Below are 15,331 nucleotides of genomic sequence, written 5' to 3'. Positions count from 1 at the left end.
TACGGAAGTGGGGGGTGTGGCAGCACGCTAGCGAGTCCGAACCGGACAATTGGGCGGTTCAGGAGGGAAGACGAGGATCTTAGGGTGGGCTTAAGGAAGACAAAGGGAGCGGTTAATGCGGGGGCCCGCCGACGGGCGCCGCCGCTCTCCCTCGAGGCTTCCCGGGCGCGTGCCGCCGCCCCCGGATCAGCCCGGTACCGAGCCCTTGAGCGCCCCGCGTCTGCGGCCCCGTACCCGGTGGCCGCGGGCCGCCCCCGTACGGCCGCCGTCCAGGGCGATCCACAGCCGGACCTCGGTGCCGCCGAGGACCGAGCGCCCGATCCGTACGTCACCGCCGGTCGACTCGGCGACCCGGCGCACGATGTCCAGGCCGAGCCCCGTGGAGCCGGTCCGCCGGCCGCTGTTGCCGCGGGCCAGGGCGGCCGCCGGGTCGGCGATGCCCGATCCGGCGTCGGACACGAGGACGATGACGGCGTCGTCCGCGTGGTGCACGTCGACCGCGAAGGGGGTGCCCTCGGGGGTGTGGCGGAAGACGTTGCCGAGCAACGCGTCGAGTGCGGCGGCCAGTTCGGAGCGTACGACCGGGATGCGTACGGTCCGGCCCACGCCCGCAAGGCGTACCGTGCGGCCCTCGTCCTCCGCCAGCGCCGACCAGAAGGCCATCCGCTCCCGGATCACCTCGGAGACGTCGCAGCCGCCGGACGCGCCCTGCTGCCCCTGGGTCCGCGGGCGCTGTTCGCGGGCCGTGCGGATGATCGTGTCGACCTCCCGCTCCAGCTTCTCGACGGCCGCGCGGGTCTGCTCGGCGGCCGGACCGTCGCCCAGCGAGGCCGCGTTGAGCCGCAGGACGGTGAGCGGGGTGCGCAGCCGGTGGGAGAGGTCGGCGGCCAGTTCGCGTTCGTTGTCCAGGAGTTGGACGACCTGGTCGGCCATCGAGTTGAACGCCACGGCGGCCGAGCGCAGTTCGGTGGGTCCTTCCTCGGCGACCCGTACGGAGAGCCGGCCCTCGCCCAGTTCGTGCGCCGCCCGTGCGAGCCGCTGCGCGGGGCGCACCATCCGTACGCCCAGCCGGTCGGCGACCGCGACCGAGCCGACGACCAGCGCGACGGCGACGCCCGCGAGGACCAGCCAGGCGGTGCCGACGCCGTGGGAGACCTCGTCGTCCGGTACGTACACCTCGACGACCGCGATCCGACCGGTCGGCAGCGCGGTCGGCTGGAGGAGCGCGGAGCCGCCGGGCACCTTGGTGATGACGGCCTGGCGGCGGGCGGCCTCGATGTCCCTGACCGCAGCGCGCCGGTGGCCCGTCTCGGTCGGCCCGCTGCCCGGCTCGCCCGATGCGGGCACATGGATGGCGACGCGGCCCGCGGCGCCCGCCGGGGTGGAGGCGGCGGCCTTCTCCAGTGCGAGGCGGTCGGTGGTGATGGAGAGGGTGGGGGCGAGGGCCGACGCGTTGCGCTCGGCGGCGGCGAACGCCCGGTCGCCGGCCATCTCCTTGATGACGAGCCCGAGCGGCAGGGCGAAGGCCACCACGACCATGGCGGTGGCGGCCAGCGCCACCTTGACCAGCGCCCACCTCATCGGGGCGGCTCAGGACGGGGCGGCTCCAGCTTCACCCCGACACCGCGGAGCGTGTGCAGATAGCGCGGGCTCGCGGCGGTCTCGCCGAGTTTCCGGCGCAGCCAGGAGAGATGGACGTCGATGGTCTGGTCGTCGCCGTACGACTGCTGCCACACCTCGGCGAGCAGTTCCTTGCGCGGTACGACCACCCCGGGCCGTCCGGCGAGGAAGGTCAGCAGATCGAACTCACGCCGGGTGAGATCGAGCCGCGCCCCGTCCAGCTCCGCCTGTCTGCGCAGCGGGTCGACGCAGAGCCCGCCGACGCGGATGAGCTGCGGGGGCGGCTCGGCGCCCGGCCGGCTGCGGGAGCGGCGCAGTACGGCCGCCATCCGGGCCGACAGGTGCTCCACGGAGAAGGGCTTGGTGAGGTAGTCGTCGGCGCCGTCGTTGAGCAGCCGTACGATTTCCGTCTCGTCGTCCCGCGCGGTGGCGATGATCACCGGTACGTCGGTGATGCTGCGCAGCATCTTCAGCGCTTCCGCCCCGTCGAGATCGGGCAGGCCCAGATCGAGAATGACCAGGTCAAAGCCGAAATGGGCCACCTCGCGCAGGGCCTCCAGGGCCGTGCCGACGCTCCGCACGGTGTGCGCGGCCTCGGTGAGGTGCCGGATGAGGGCGGAGCGTACGAACTGGTCGTCCTCGACCACGAGCACACTTGCCATGGGCGGCACCGTACGCCATCCGGGGGCGGGTGGGAGACGTCTCACCGTGTTGCGCCACCTCTGGGGCGGGTGGTGCAGTATGGCGCGATGATCCGGCGACTGACACAGGCCCTGGCATGGTCGCTCGCCACCGGCGCGGCGACGACGCTGACCTGGTGGGGGGTGCATTCGGTGATGGCGGGTACGGCCTACGACCTGCCCCGGGCGCTTCCGGTGGCCGGAAGCCCCGAGCTGCTCTCGTCGGCCACCCAGCGGCCGGAGGAACCGGATTCCGCGTCGCCCGGGGCGGTCGGCTCACCGCCGGGCGGGTCGTCATCGCCCTCCTCCGCCCACCCGTCGCACCAGGCTTCCCCGCCACCCGCACCGTCCGCTTCGGCCCCGGCCTCGCAGCATTCTTCGGACTCGTCGACGGCGAACGACCGCACCGGTGCATCGAAGTCACCCGGCACTTCCGATTCATCCGGTGATGTCCGGAGTTATACGTCCTCGGGCGGCCGGGCCGTCTTCGACCTGGGGGCGACATCGGCGGAGCTGGTGTCGGCGACCCCGGCGGACGGCTGGCAGATGCGGGTCTGGAAGCAGCCGGAGTGGATCCGGGTGACCTTCACCCAGGGACAGCGGTCGGTGTCGGTGTTCTGCACCTGGAACGGCCACAGCCCGACGGTCGAGATGGACGACCACTGAGAACCCGGCGCCCGCCCGGCCCGCGCACGGCCGGTGGCGCCGCTATCGGAAGACCGCTGACGGCGGTGCGGGCGATGCCTCGGCGTCCGCGTCCCGTACCGGTCTTGCCCCGCCCGTGAAATCCGTCAGGCCGCGGCCGTGCTCCACCCGCCCCGCGTGCCCGTCCCCCGCCACCCGGCGGGTCAGCTCGGCGATCGGCAGCGGGAGCGCGGAAGCCAGCAGGACCGCGTTCCCGAACCTCCGGCCGCGCAGTACCGACGGCTCGGCCGCCAGGGCCAGTTCGGGGAAGGTCTCCGCCGCCGTGGCGATCTGGCCGCGCAGATACGTGAGCGGCGGGCCGTCCGTGAGGTTCGCCGCGTACCAGCCGTCCGGCTTCAGCGCCCTGCGGACCTCGGAGAGGAATTCCGTACTGGTCAGATGCGCGGGGGTGCGCGCACCGCTGAAGACATCGGCGACGATCAGGTCCGCCCAGCCGTCCGGGATCTTGGCGAGCGCGGCGCGGGCGTCGGTGGAGCGGACGCGGATCCTGGCGCCCGGGTCCAGCGGCAGCACCCGGCGCACCAGCTGGACCAGCGGGCCGTCCACTTCGGCGATCTGCTGGGTGGAGCGGGGGCGGGTCGCCGCGACATAGCGGGCCAGGGTGAACGCCCCGCCGCCCAGATGCACGGCGTGCAGCGGCTGCCTGGGCGGTCCGGCGAGGTCGATGACATGGCCGAGCCTGCGCTGGTACTCGAAGTCGAGGTACGTGGGGTCGTCGAGGTCCACATGGGACTGCGGGGCACCGTCGATCAGCAGCGTCCAGGCGCGCGGGCGGTCGCGGTCGGGCCTGAGCTCGGCGATCCCGCCGTCCACCTGCTCGACGACGGACTCCGGTGCGGAACGGCCCTGCCGCTTGTTCTTCGCCACTCCCCCAGTATCGCGCCCGGCGGCGGACGCGCTCAGCGGCCGCCCGGCAGGCGCTCGGCGGACCCGGCCGTCACCTGCGGTTGTCCGCCGCCTCGATCAGACGGGCCGCCTCACCGAGCGCCGCCCTCAGCACCGACGGGTCGGTGACCGGGGCCGCCTCGGGCGGCAGCAGCCAGCCGGTGCCCCGGACCGGCGGCTCATCGGGGATCCGCAGCCCGCGGCCGTTGGTCTGCGTACACGCGCTGCCCGGCAGGTCCCAGCCGTCGGCCGTGCCCGGTGGCACCAGGAAGCCGAGCGTGTCACAGGCTCCGTCGTGCAGGACGGGCCCCACATCGGCCGAATCCGCCCCCCGGCGCAGGATGTCCACCGCCTCGAGCCCCTGCCGTGCGGGGACCGTGACCAGATCGCACGGTTCGGCCGCGCCCTCGGGCGGTGCGCTGCACTCCTGGCTGGGTGTGTGCCGGGCGGTTGTTCTCGAACCGCTCATCTCGATACCGGTCTCCAACAAGGCAACCCCTCCTCGTTCTCCACAAGGTTCAACGCCTGCGGGCGTCAAGGGCTACGGCGCAGCGCCGCCGTAAAGGATGGCAGTTCATGGCAAATCACGGGTGAGATATCCGTTTTGTAGCTATACCGGGTGTGTGTGTCTCATCACAGACGGTACGTTTTGCGCGCCGGAGCGGTCCGGGCCGGCAGCACTGTCCGCCAGAGAGGGCTCGGCCATGGCGATGTCACGGGAGGTACGCAACCCGGCTTTCCGGGAGTTGCGCGGACAGCGCTCGCCCGGTGAGTTCGCGGCGGCCGTCCGCCGGGCCGCCCGCGAGATCGGCGAGCAGGTCTCGTGCGACGCGCGGTACATCGGGCGCGTCGAGGCAGGCGAGATCCGCTGCCCCAACTACGCGTACGAGCGGGTGTTCCTGCATATGTTCCCCGGTTCGACCCTGAAGGACCTGGGGTTCTCCGACCGGGGGGTGGTGCGGGGCCGGGGTGTCTGTCCCGGTGCCGAGCCACCGTCCCGGCCCCCGACCGGCCGGCCCCCTTCCAGCCGGCCCTGCACCAACGATCCCTGCACCGACCACTCCTGTACCAGCCACCCCTGCACCAGCAAGAACAACGAGGAGAGCGACGTGCTGCGTCGCGCATTCATGGCCGGCGGTTCCGCCGCCATGGCCGCCGTCTCACTGGGCCTCGGCCCGGCCCCCGTACCGTCGCAGCGCCGCGTGGGCGAGGCGGAGGTCAGCGCCGTCGAAGCGGCCGTACGGCAGATCCGGCTGCTCGACGACCGGCATGGCGCCGCCGGTCTCTACCAGCGGGCCGCACGGCCGCTGGAGGCCGCGTACGCGCTGCTCGACGCGGGCACCGCCCGCCGGTCCGCGGTCGGCCGGCTGCACGCGGGCGCCGGTGAACTGGCCATCTCCGTGGGGTGGCTCGCGCACGACTCGGGCCGCTTCGACGACGCGCGGTCCCACTACGCGGAGGCCCTGGCGACCGCACGGGTCGCCGGCGATCCGGCGCTCGAGGCCCACGCCTTCTGCAACACGGCGTTCCTGGCGCGGGACGCGGGGCGCCCGCGTGAGGCGGTACGGGCCGCGCAGGCCGGGGAGCGGGCCGCGAAACAGCTGGCGTCGCCGCGGCTGCTCTCGCTGCTGACCCTGCGGGAGGCGGGCGGCTGGGCCGGGCTCGGCGACCGTACGGCCTGTTCGGATGCGCTGGTACGGGCCAAGTCCCTCTTCGCCCAGGGCACATCGGACACCGACCCGGAGTGGATGACCTTCTTCGTGGAGGCCGAGCTGGAGATGCTGGAGGCGCAGTGCTGGTCGGCGCTGAGCGACTGGCCGCGCGCGGCCCAGCACGCCGAGCGCGCGGCGCAGCTCCAGGATCCGCACTTCGCCCGCAATCTGGCGCTCTACCGCGCGCAGCTCGCCGACGATCTGGCCAGGGCGGGCGCCCCCGACCGGGCGGCGGCGGCCGGGCACCAGGTGCTGGACCTGCTGGACCAGGTGCAGTCGTCCCGGATCCAGGCGATGCTCGCGGGCACGGCCCGCAGACTGCTGCCCGAGCGCTCGGCCTCCGGGGTGCCGGCCTTCCTGGAGCGGCACGCCTCGACCCCTCGGCTGGTCTGAGAGACCCCTGTCGGCGGGACGTGCCCGGTCGCCGGAACCGGCGCGTCACGGCTCCAGGTGCTCCAGGTGCCCGGTGTCGTTCCACCGCTCGACCGCGGGGGCGCCGTATGCCCAGCCCAGCACCGAGAGCGACGCCGGGGCCAGCCGGATCCGGGCGCCGAACGTCAGGTCGTAGCCGAGCCAGCGCGCGGCGAGCGCCCGCAGGATGTGGCCGTGCGCGAAGACCAGCACGTCCTGGCCGCCGGTACGGATCCGGTCGATCGCCGCGTCGGCGCGCGCGGTGACATCCGCCACGGACTCGCCACCGGGAACGCCGTCGCGCCAGATGAACCAGCCGGGCCTGATGGCCTGGATCTCGGCCGGGGTGAGACCTTCGTACGCCCCGTAGTCCCACTCCAGGAGCGCGTCCCACTCCTCCGCGCGGTCGGCGAACCCGGCAAGTGCGCATGTCTCGCTCGCCCGTAGCAGTCCGCTGGTGAGCACCCGGGCGTCCGGCACCGCGCCCCACGGCGCCCGGTGCAGCCGCTCGCCGATGAGCTCGGCCCCCTCGCGTCCCTCGTCGAGCAGGGGGATGTCCGTTCTGCCGGTGTGTTTCCCGGACAGCGACCATGCGGTCTGTCCATGCCTGACCAGCAGCATGCGGGGTGCCATGGCGCTCTCTCTTCCCGTGCGGTGATGCTTCTCCCATCATCGCGTACGGGGTCGGGGAGCAACCCGGGGGACGGTCCTGGCGTCCCCCCTACCGTGCCCCCGCAAAGAGGGGCCGCCTGAACTTGTCATTCCATACGCCCTATGGTGGTACGCCGGGTGACAGGCCCCGTTTGAACAGACGATGGAGAGCATTCGGATGCCGTACACCGCGAACCGTGACCGGCCCCGCTGGTGGACAGAGCTCCTTGTGATCGCTGTCGTCTACACCGCGTACTCATCGGGCCGGCTGCTGGCGCGCGGCAACACCGAGGACGCCGTCGATCACGGGCTGTCGCTGCTGCGTGCCGAGAAGTTTCTGCACATCAACGTCGAGCACCCGCTGAACAGGCTGTTCACCCACACCCCGGCCATCGGGATACCCGCCGACTTCGCCTATGCCTCGCTGCACTACCTGGTCACCCCGGCCATCCTGATCTGGCTCTTCCGGCGCCGGCCGGCTCAGTACCGCACGGCGCGCACCTGGCTGATGGCCTCCACCCTGCTCGGCCTGATCGGCTTCACGCTGACACCGACCTGTCCGCCGCGGCTGCTCGCCCACGCGGAGGGCTTTGTCGACACGATGGCGCAGTACAGCTCGTACGGCTGGTGGGGCGACGACGCGAGTGCGCCGCGCGGGCTCGGCGGGATGACCAACCAGTTCGCCGCGATGCCGAGTCTGCATGTGGGCTGGGCGCTGTGGTGCGGGGTGATGCTGTGGCGCCACGGCCGTACGCCCGTGGCCCGAATACTCGGGGTGCTCTACCCGTTGACCATCACCTTCGTGGTGCTGGGCACGGCCAACCACTATCTGCTCGACGCGATCGCGGGGGTCGCGGTGATGGGTGTGGGGCTGCTGCTCGCCGGGCCCCTGGTGCGGCTGGCCGACCGGGTACGGGCACGGTTCTCCTTCCGTTTCTCCCGTACGGATTCCCGTACGGGTTCCCGTCCCGATGACAGTCCGTCGCCCATTGTCGGTGCCGGATGCAAGACTTCCCCGGGTGAGCGATTCCCCGGGCAGCGGACCTCCTCCGCCTCCTCCGCCCCATCGGCCTCAGCCGCACCGGCAGGCGACACCGCCGACGACGGCACTCCGACAGCGGCTCGCTGAGCTGCGGGGTCCGTCCGTCGCGCCACAGCCACTGGACGCCCGCGCGCTGGCGGCCCTGGCGGCGAACCCGGGCTGTGAGCGGCGCGCGCTGCTCGACGGCGCCGGGGTGAACAAGACGGTTCTCGCCCAGGCCCTCGGCTCCCCCTCGGCCTTCGGCCAGTCCCAGTTCGCCTTCATGCGGGGCAATGCCTTCGAGGCGAGGGTGAAGGCCGACGGCGGCGCCGATCTGATGCGGCTCCTCGCGGAGCACATGGGCACGGCCGCGCCGGTGGACGTCGCGGTTCCCGATCTCACGGCTGCGGGCCCCGAGGGCCGCGCTGCCCGCACGGCGCTGGCGCTGCGGGAGGCGACGGAGGGCGGCGGGTGGAGCCTGTTCGACCATCCGATGCTGGCGCTCGATGTGGCGGGCTCGCCCGCCTATCTGGAGCCGGACGCGGTGGTGGTGGACCCGGCCGGGCGCTGGACGGTGATCGAGATCAAGTCGTTCCCGATGATCGACGCGTCGGCGGACGCGGCGAAGGTGGGGGCGGCCGCCCGCCAGGCAGCGGTGTACGTGCTGGCGCTGGAGCGGATCGCGGCGCATGTCGGGAGCGGCGGCGCGGGCGGCACGGGCGGCGCGGGCGGCGCGGGCGGCGCGACCAGCGCGGGCGGTGCGTCCGTGCACGACCGGATTCTGCTCGTCTGCCCGAAGGACTTCTCCAACCTGCCGACGGCTGCGGCCGTCGACGTACGCAAGCAGCTCGCGGTGACCCGGCGTCAGCTGGCCCGGCTGACCCGTATCGAGGACATCGCGGCCGCCCTGCCCGAAGGCACCACCTTCGACCCCGGCCTGCCCCCTGCCGAGCTCACGGCGGCGGTCGAATCGGTCGGCGCCGCCTACGCACCGGAGTGCCTGGCGGCGTGCGAGCTGGCCTTCCACTGCCGCGGCCGGGCCCGTGACGCGGGCGCGGTGGAGGCGCTGGGCCGGGGGCTCCGCGGCGAGCTGGGCGGTCTGACGACGGTCGACGCGGTGCTGGCCGCCGCGCACGGCACGCGGGGTGATCCGTCGGACCCGACGGTGGCCGCGCTGCGCAGGGCCGCGGCGCTGCGGGCGGAGGCACTGGCGGAGGGACCGCCCGCACCGCCGGCACCGCAGCATGCGGACGGCCCGGGGCGGAACTCGGGCCCGGACCTCCCCGGGCAGGGCTCGCGTCCGTCATCCGCCGGACAGGATCCGCGACCGGCGCCCGCCGGGCAGGACCCGCATCCGGCACCCGCCGGGCAGAATCCGCGTCCGGCGCCCGCCGGGCAGGAAGGGCCGTCGCCATGTCGCTGATCAGTACGCTCGCCCGGCTGGAAGCCGTGCGGTCCGGGCGCGCGGAGCCCACCGCCACCGTCCGCCACCGCCATCTCTCCGCGCGCCCGCTCGTGTTCGTCCCCCTCACCACGGCGGGCGAGGCCGGCGCACCGCTCGGGGCGCTCGTCGGTACCGACCCCGCCGCGCCGAGGCTGCTCGTCGTCGCCCAGCCGCGCGACCGTGACCTGCGGTTCACGTTCCTCGCCGAGCTGGCCGACGCCGTCCTGCCGTACATCGAGGGGTACGCGGACGACGTCGAGGCCGCCGAGCGGTCCGAGACCGACCCGGAGACCAAGAAGAAGGTCAAGGTCGAGACGGAGCTGTGCACGGACGCCCCGCAGCTGATCGTGCCGGGCCGGGCGGGCATCGACTTCGTACGGCTCATCGGGCGCTCGACGCGCTTCCGGCGTACGGCCGATGAGGATCCCGAGACGCCTTACCCGGCGCCGCCCCGTGTCCCGCTGCTCGGCCGCTGGCTGACGCACTACGGTGAGCGCGCCCGGGTCCCCGGGTCCTCGCTGCTGCTCGCGGCGACCGACCTGCTGAACCGGCACTGGGCCACCGGCCAGAGCACCCTGGAGGACCAACACCTGGGCGCGCTGCTCGCCTGGATCGCCCCGGCCGACGGGGCGTCGGGCGCCGAGGCGGCGCTCCGGGCCGAGCTGGGGCGCGACCGGGACGGGCAGCTGCTCTGCCCGCCCGCGGGCCCCGCGACCGACCCGGCCTTCGACAACAGGCTGCTGGCCCCGGCGGTGGAGCGGTACGACACGGCGCGTACGGCACTGGCCGCCGCCGAGGACGGACCTGCGGCCGACGACCGGCTCGGCGAACTGACAGCGGCCGAGCGGGAGATCCGCTCGCTGCTGGCCGGGCAGCTGCGCCCCACCTGGGACGCGGTGTGGCAGGCGCTCGGGCTGCTGCGCGAGCTGCCCGAGGGAGCCAGGGCGGGCGACCGGTGGACCCGGGACCGCTGGTCGTTCACCGGCCACCGCGACCGGGTACGGGCGGGCGAGCCGCCCCAGCCCCGCAGGGACGACGCGGTGACGGCGGCGCAGAAGCTCGCCACCCGGGAGACCGCGCAGACACAGCTGGAGGCACAGGAGGCCCTGGACGATCCGCTGGTGATGGCCGGGCGGCGGCTCGCGGGCGAGGCGTTCAGCGGCGAGGTGACGGACGTGGTGATGGCGTGGAGCGAGTCGAAGCGCCCGAGCCCGCGCCCCCTGGTGACGCTCCGCACGGACGACTCCCCGCACATCGGGGAGCGCACCAAGGTCCACCGGGCGCTCCCCGGTGACCCGCCGAAGGCGCAGACGGCCGAGTTCGTACGGTACGAGGAGGACGGCTCGCTGGTGCTGCGGCTGACCTCCGGCATGGGCCGCGCCAAGGAGCCGGCCCCGGGGACCGTGCCCGAGAAGGGCGACCGGCTGTGCTGGACGCTGTTCGAGCACAGTGTGCGGGGCGGGCCCGAGCTGCCCGCGCAGGAGGACACCCCGTGGACCCACGGCGGCCCGCCGGACACCGCGGCCCCTGTGCGCCTCCCCGACCCCGTCACCCCCGAGGACCTGCTGTGACCTTCGATCCCGGTGCGGAGGCGGCCCGTGCGACGCGGGCCATCCTCGACGACACGCTGCACGGCACCGCCCGCGGAGTGGTGGTCGACTCGCCACCCGGCGCGGGCAAGTCGACGCTGGTGGTGCGCGCGGCCCGTGAACTGGCCGCCGCCGGCCGGCCGCTGATGGTGGTCGCGCAGACCAACGCCCAGGTGGACGACCTGGTCGTCCGGCTGGCCGGGAAGGACCCCGAGCTGCCGGTCGGCCGGCTGCACAGCAGCGACCCCGATCCGTACGACAAGGCGCTGGACGACCTGCCGAACGTCCGCAAGTCCGCCAAGGCCGCGGATCTCGCCGGGCTCGACGTGGTGATCTCGACGGCCGCGAAGTGGGCGCATGTGAAGGGCGTCGAGCCCTGGCGGCACGCGATCGTGGACGAGGCGTATCAGATGCGCTCGGACGCGCTGCTGGCCGTGGCCGGGCTGTTCGAGCGGGCGTTGTTCGTGGGCGACCCCGGCCAGCTCGACCCGTTCAGTGTGGTCGGCGCCGAGCAGTGGGCGGGGCTGACGTACGACCCGTCGGCCAGTGCGGTCTCCACCCTGCTCGCGCACAACCCGGAGCTGCCGCAGCACCGGCTGCCCGTCTCCTGGCGGCTGCCGGCCTCGGCCGCGCCGCTGGTCTCGGACGCGTTCTATCCGTACACGCCGTTCCGCAGCGGTACGGACCACGGTGACCGGCGGCTGACCTTCGGGGTGGCTTCGGACGGTTCGGGCCCCGACCGGGTGCTGGACGAGGCGGCCGATTCGGGCTGGGGCCTGCTCGAACTGCCCGCGCGGCACACGCCGCGTACGGACCCGGAGGCGGTACGGGCGGTGGCCCTGGTCGTCGGGCGGCTGCTGGACCGCGGTGGCGCGGCGGTGAGCGAGCAGTCGCCGGATCCGGTGCCGCTGACGGCGGACCGTGTCGCGGTCGGCACGGCCCACCGCGATCAGGCGGCCGCGGTGCGGTCGGCGCTCGCGGAGCTCGGGGTGACGGGTGTCGCGGTCGATACGGCCAACCGCCTCCAGGGCCGGGAGTTCGACGTCACGGTGGTGCTGCACCCGCTGTCGGGCCGGCCGGACGCGACGGCCTTCCATCTGGAGACGGGCAGGCTGTGCGTCCTGGCCTCACGGCACCGGCACGCGTGCATCGTGGTGTGCCGGGAGGGCGTGGCCGGCCTGCTGGACGAGCACCCGTCGACGGAGCCGGTGCAGCTGGGCGTGACCGTGAAGTTCCCGGACGGCTGGGAGGCGAACCACGCGGTCCTGGCCCACCTCGCGGAACACCGCGTGCCGTGGACACCCTGACCGCCGGACGGAGTCCGGTACACCGCCGCAGGCGGTCAACAGACACAGCCCGGACGGCTGGGAGGCGAACCACGCGGTCCTGGCCCACCTCGCGGAACACCGCGTGCCGTGGACACCCTGACCGCCGGGCCTGCCCCCGGCGACCGCCTGACGACCCCTTGCGCGGGGCGGGACAATGGACGGTGGCCGGAATCCCGCGGCCGATCCGGAATCCCACCGCAGCCGCACAGCAGAAGCAGAACAGACGCACAACGGCACCAGCAGGAGGCACACATGGCGGAGCCCGAACAGCGCGAGCGGAAGCCGCGGCCTGCGCCGCTGCTCTTCGAGCCCTCCGAGGCCACCGCCGACCCGGAGCACTTCTTCGACCTGGAGTCGATCGACGATCCGGCGGCGCTGCTGACCCGCGCCACCGAGCTGACCCTGGCCTTCCGCGCGGCAGCGGACCGGGCGGTCGAGTTCCAGGCCATGGCCGCGGCGCAGCTCGCCGACCCGCGTCGCTTCGACCGGCTGACGACCGCGGACATCGCCGAGCGCGCGCAGTGGACCGAGGACTACGCGAAGAAGATGGTCGAGTTCGGCCGGGACCTGCTGCGCGGCCTGCCGACCTGACGGACGGTCCACGGCTGAGCCCCGCCCCACCCGTACGGCATATGCCCCGAGGCAGGGCCAGGAGGCAAGGCCGGTGGGCAAGATACGCCTTCCCGCCCCCGCCTGTCCCGGTTTCTGCCAACCCAGCGAAGCGCCTCCCTCACTCCGGGTACACCTGGTCGGCATGAGCACATGGCAGCGAAACGACGACAGCGCAGGAACCCCCTCCGGCAGAAGCCCCGGCCTCCGCGGCCCCGGTCTCCGCGGAGCGGGCATCGGTGGCGCGGGCATCGGTGGCTCCGGCGTACGGGGCTCGGTCATCCACGCCACGGTCGGCCGTTCGTCCGCAGGGCTCAGCCGGATCCTCGACGAGCAGGACGGGCAGCACGCCACGGAGGTCACCCCGGCGGGTGCGGGATGGCTCGCATCCGCCGCACCGTACCCGCGCAGCGCGCTCTCGCTCTGGGAGTCCCAGCCCACCGCCCCGACCGTGCTGGACTGCGGCTCGGTGTTCGACGTCGTCAACGTGCCCGCGATCTTCGGCCGCCGGATGCTGGACACCCTGTGGTCGGAGGGCCCCGGATCGGGCCCGGTCGCCGGCCACCGCGGCCGGATGCTGCTCTTCGCCGCCCCCGGCACGGCCCAGCGGCTGCCGTCCCTGCTGCACTGGGAGGAGTGGGGCGACGCGGTGCCGCCGCTGCTCTGCCACGGCCCGGGCGACGCGGTGACCGTACCGTCGCTGACCTCGTCCGTTCCCCGTTCGGGTCCGCGCTGGCTGGTGGCCCCCGACACCCGCCATCCCTGGCTGCCCGGACCCGAGGTGCTGCTCTGGGCCTGCGTCCGGGCGGCGCGAGCGGCGCCCGCCCCTGCGGCCGGGGCGGGCGGCTTATCAATTTTTACCGGCGCCGATCAGGGTGCTAAGGTCTACGACGTCAGCAGGCGCCGCTAGCTCAGTTGGTTAGAGCAGCTGACTCTTAATCAGCGGGTCCGGGGTTCGAGTCCCTGGCGGCGCACAGACGGAAGAAGCCCCTCGCGGAAGCGGGGGGCTTCTTCGTTGTCCCGGCCGGGACCTCAGCCGGCCGGGACGTCGAACGACCGGGACCTCGGACGGCCGGCACCCCGGATGACCGGAGCAGCCTCAGATGACCGGCGTGATCTTGACCGTCCAGGATCCCGACGGCGTACGGTCCGCCACCTCCACCTTCGTCCCGTTGCCGGGGACCGTGAAGGTCTCCCCGACCCCCAGCGGCGCGTCGGCCAGCGGCGGGTAGACCGACTGCCCCCAGCAGCCCGAGCTGTGCGGATGGGTGTCGACCACCCGGATCGGCCCGTCGCCCGAGGCCAGATCGGCCTTCACCCGGTAGATGAGGATCCCCTCGGAACAGGTCGACGCGTCGTTGCCCGCCGCGGTGCGCGCCTCGATGACGAGGGCGCTCTCCAGCCCCGTCCGCAGGACGAGGAGCCGGGTCCCGGCCGTGTCCGTGCCGGGCGCCGTGACCTTCTCCAGCGGTTCCAGTGTGAACATCTGGGGAGCGGTGCCGCGTACACAGCCGATCTGCCGCCGGTCCAGCCAGCCCAGCTTCCACTTGTGCCAGCCGAAGAAGTCGGGGGCGAGCCCGAACTGGCTGCCCATGACGTCCCAGTCCCCCACATACGTGTCCCAGTCGCCCTTGTCGTCGGACGGACGGTGGTAGAGGTCCGGCAGGTCCAGGACGTGACCGGTCTCGTGGGCCAGCACATCGCGGTCCGGCGGATGCCGCTCGAAGCCGGTGACGAAGCGCCGGATGTCCGTGCCGTCGGCGCGCAGCGGAGTATCCAGGTTGACCACCTTCGTGGCGTCCGAGTCGACGCCCGGCGCGTCCGGGTCGGCGATCAGATAGACGAGGTCGTACTTGCTGAAGTCCACCGACGGATCGGCCGCCGCCACCGCGTCCCGCAGGTACGCGTCACGCTCGCCCGCGCTCCAGTCACGCCGTATCGCGTACTTGGAGGCCGGCTTCGGCATCATCGTCCACCGCTGCATCGGATGCGGCCGCAGCGTGAACTTCCCGTACGAGGCACGCCGGTAGAACTCGGTGGTCGACGGGAAGTAGTCGCCGGTCAGCTCCTGCGGAGTGGTGTCAGGCACGGTGCCGGGGAACGACAGGAAGATCATGACCGCGTCGAGCGCCCCGACCGGCCGGGGGTAGGCGGAGTTCCAGCTGTCGAGCCCGTCCGAGTGGTGGACGTCGGTGCGGGCCAGCGCGCACGGCCCCGCGCCGCCCACCGTGGCCGCCGCGGGCCCCGCGACCAGCGATGTCGCGGTGAGTGCCATGAACGAGACGAGGATGGCGGCGGTCTGCCGCAGCCGGAGCCGGTCCACTCGCCCGGGTGCCTGCGGACGCTGCACGTGGACCTCCGGGTTCGGGTTGCGGGACACCCCACCCACCCTGGGCCGGTTTATGTGTTTATGCCCTGTCCAGCTGCCCCAGGCGAGTGATCGACCCGACACCCCGGACCTTTACGGAAAGTCACAACCGATCACGTCGGAAAGCCCCCGGACGGTAGCCGCGCAGAAACGATCACCCTTGGGCGCGGGAGCGACCACCGTGCGCCAACGAGGCTGGAACGGTCCTTGCTTCAACCTCTATGATCGGCACACTTTCCCATGTGGACACGCGCCTTCGGCGTCCCTCCACCGCCCGGCCGACGAACCCCGACCCCACCTGTTCGAGA

At 73.3% G+C, this 15,331-nt stretch carries 14 protein-coding genes and 1 tRNA gene; 9 read left to right on the top strand and 6 right to left on the bottom strand.

Annotated features, from left to right (window positions below; all coding sequences use genetic code 11):
- Positions 1-186: 186 nt before the first annotated feature.
- Together OG510_RS24945 and OG510_RS24940 are read right to left on the bottom strand one after the other, a co-directional pair.
- Positions 187-1,581 carry an ATP-binding protein gene (locus OG510_RS24945; RefSeq protein WP_406139693.1) on the bottom strand — a complete coding sequence of 465 codons (1,395 nt, stop codon included), beginning with the start codon at positions 1,579-1,581 and terminating at the stop codon, positions 187-189.
- Positions 1,578-2,282, bottom strand: a complete 705-nt coding sequence (locus tag OG510_RS24940; protein WP_406139692.1) for a response regulator transcription factor — start codon at positions 2,280-2,282, stop codon at positions 1,578-1,580. Before OG510_RS24940 ends, OG510_RS24945 begins: the two co-directional genes overlap by 4 nt.
- 87 nt (positions 2,283-2,369) lie before the next feature.
- On the opposite strand from OG510_RS24940, the gene OG510_RS24935 reads away from it, so the two are divergent.
- Positions 2,370-2,966 carry a hypothetical protein gene (locus OG510_RS24935; protein WP_406139691.1) on the top strand — a complete coding sequence of 199 codons (597 nt, stop codon included), beginning with the start codon at positions 2,370-2,372 and terminating at the stop codon, positions 2,964-2,966.
- Between the two features lie 42 nt (positions 2,967-3,008).
- On the opposite strand, the gene OG510_RS24930 is transcribed toward OG510_RS24935, so the two are convergent.
- Positions 3,009-3,872: a spermidine synthase gene (locus OG510_RS24930; protein WP_406139690.1), complete on the bottom strand. Its 864-nt coding sequence runs from the start codon at positions 3,870-3,872 to the stop codon at positions 3,009-3,011.
- Between the two features lie 70 nt (positions 3,873-3,942).
- A complete protein-coding gene (locus OG510_RS24925; RefSeq protein ID WP_406142532.1) occupies positions 3,943-4,359 on the bottom strand; it encodes a hypothetical protein in 417 nt (138 codons plus the stop codon).
- Between the two features lie 235 nt (positions 4,360-4,594).
- Between OG510_RS24925 and OG510_RS24920 the strand changes: the two genes are divergently transcribed.
- Positions 4,595-5,995, top strand: a complete 1,401-nt coding sequence (locus OG510_RS24920) for a hypothetical protein (RefSeq protein WP_406139689.1) — start codon at positions 4,595-4,597, stop codon at positions 5,993-5,995.
- Positions 5,996-6,040: 45 nt separating this feature from the next.
- On the opposite strand, the gene OG510_RS24915 is transcribed toward OG510_RS24920, so the two are convergent.
- Positions 6,041-6,646, bottom strand: coding sequence for a histidine phosphatase family protein (locus OG510_RS24915; RefSeq protein ID WP_406139688.1), 606 nt, complete (start codon positions 6,644-6,646; stop codon positions 6,041-6,043).
- 181 nt (positions 6,647-6,827) lie between these two features.
- On the opposite strand from OG510_RS24915, the gene OG510_RS24910 reads away from it, so the two are divergent.
- The 7 genes from OG510_RS24910 (at position 6,828) to OG510_RS24880 (ending at position 13,629) form a co-directional block, all read left to right on the top strand.
- On the top strand, positions 6,828-7,793 hold the full coding sequence (locus OG510_RS24910; protein WP_406139687.1) for a phosphatase PAP2 family protein: 966 nt from the start codon (positions 6,828-6,830) through the stop codon (positions 7,791-7,793).
- The gene (locus OG510_RS24905) at positions 7,684-9,108 is read left to right on the top strand and encodes a hypothetical protein (RefSeq protein ID WP_406139685.1); all 1,425 of its coding nucleotides are present in this window, start codon (positions 7,684-7,686) and stop codon (positions 9,106-9,108) included. Before OG510_RS24910 ends, OG510_RS24905 begins: the two co-directional genes overlap by 110 nt.
- Positions 9,099-10,700, top strand: a complete 1,602-nt coding sequence (locus OG510_RS24900; RefSeq protein ID WP_406139683.1) for a hypothetical protein — start codon at positions 9,099-9,101, stop codon at positions 10,698-10,700. The genes OG510_RS24905 and OG510_RS24900 overlap by 10 nt, the downstream gene beginning before the upstream one ends.
- Positions 10,697-12,025 carry an AAA family ATPase gene (locus tag OG510_RS24895; protein ID WP_406139682.1) on the top strand — a complete coding sequence of 443 codons (1,329 nt, stop codon included), beginning with the start codon at positions 10,697-10,699 and terminating at the stop codon, positions 12,023-12,025. Before OG510_RS24900 ends, OG510_RS24895 begins: the two co-directional genes overlap by 4 nt.
- Positions 12,026-12,298: 273 nt before the next feature.
- Complete coding sequence (locus OG510_RS24890; protein ID WP_164264778.1) at positions 12,299-12,637, top strand: hypothetical protein; 339 nt, start codon at positions 12,299-12,301, stop codon at positions 12,635-12,637.
- Between the two features lie 163 nt (positions 12,638-12,800).
- Positions 12,801-13,565 carry a bifunctional DNA primase/polymerase gene (locus OG510_RS24885; protein WP_406139681.1) on the top strand — a complete coding sequence of 255 codons (765 nt, stop codon included), beginning with the start codon at positions 12,801-12,803 and terminating at the stop codon, positions 13,563-13,565.
- Positions 13,556-13,629, top strand: a tRNA-Lys gene (locus tag OG510_RS24880). The genes OG510_RS24885 and OG510_RS24880 overlap by 10 nt, the downstream gene beginning before the upstream one ends.
- 125 nt (positions 13,630-13,754) lie before the next feature.
- Here OG510_RS24880 and OG510_RS24875 read toward each other — a convergent pair.
- Positions 13,755-15,005, bottom strand: coding sequence for a M6 family metalloprotease domain-containing protein (locus OG510_RS24875; RefSeq protein ID WP_406142530.1), 1,251 nt, complete (start codon positions 15,003-15,005; stop codon positions 13,755-13,757).
- Positions 15,006-15,331 lie beyond the last annotated feature (326 nt).

The sequence above is a fragment of the Streptomyces sp. NBC_01089 genome (genome assembly GCF_045162975.1).
Taxonomy (GTDB): domain Bacteria; phylum Actinomycetota; class Actinomycetes; order Streptomycetales; family Streptomycetaceae; genus Streptomyces.
The sequence above is the reverse complement of the archived record's forward strand: the minus strand, read 5'-3'. Positions and strand labels throughout refer to the sequence as shown.

What these genes read in the sequence shown, in the direction of transcription:
- OG510_RS24945 (WP_406139693.1), bottom strand. Translation starts at nt 1,581, where the DNA reads ATGAGGTGGGCGCTGGTCAAGGTGGCGCTGGCCGCCACCGCCATGGTC.
- OG510_RS24940 (WP_406139692.1), bottom strand. Translation starts at nt 2,282, where the DNA reads ATGGCAAGTGTGCTCGTGGTCGAGGACGACCAGTTCGTACGCTCCGCC.
- OG510_RS24935 (WP_406139691.1), top strand. Translation starts at nt 2,370, where the DNA reads ATGATCCGGCGACTGACACAGGCCCTGGCATGGTCGCTCGCCACCGGC.
- OG510_RS24925 (WP_406142532.1), bottom strand. Translation starts at nt 4,359, where the DNA reads ATGAGCGGTTCGAGAACAACCGCCCGGCACACACCCAGCCAGGAGTGC.
- OG510_RS24920 (WP_406139689.1), top strand. Translation starts at nt 4,595, where the DNA reads ATGGCGATGTCACGGGAGGTACGCAACCCGGCTTTCCGGGAGTTGCGC.
- OG510_RS24915 (WP_406139688.1), bottom strand. Translation starts at nt 6,646, where the DNA reads ATGGCACCCCGCATGCTGCTGGTCAGGCATGGACAGACCGCATGGTCG.
- OG510_RS24910 (WP_406139687.1), top strand. Translation starts at nt 6,828, where the DNA reads ATGGAGAGCATTCGGATGCCGTACACCGCGAACCGTGACCGGCCCCGC.
- OG510_RS24900 (WP_406139683.1), top strand. Translation starts at nt 9,099, where the DNA reads ATGTCGCTGATCAGTACGCTCGCCCGGCTGGAAGCCGTGCGGTCCGGG.
- OG510_RS24890 (WP_164264778.1), top strand. Translation starts at nt 12,299, where the DNA reads ATGGCGGAGCCCGAACAGCGCGAGCGGAAGCCGCGGCCTGCGCCGCTG.
- OG510_RS24885 (WP_406139681.1), top strand. Translation starts at nt 12,801, where the DNA reads ATGAGCACATGGCAGCGAAACGACGACAGCGCAGGAACCCCCTCCGGC.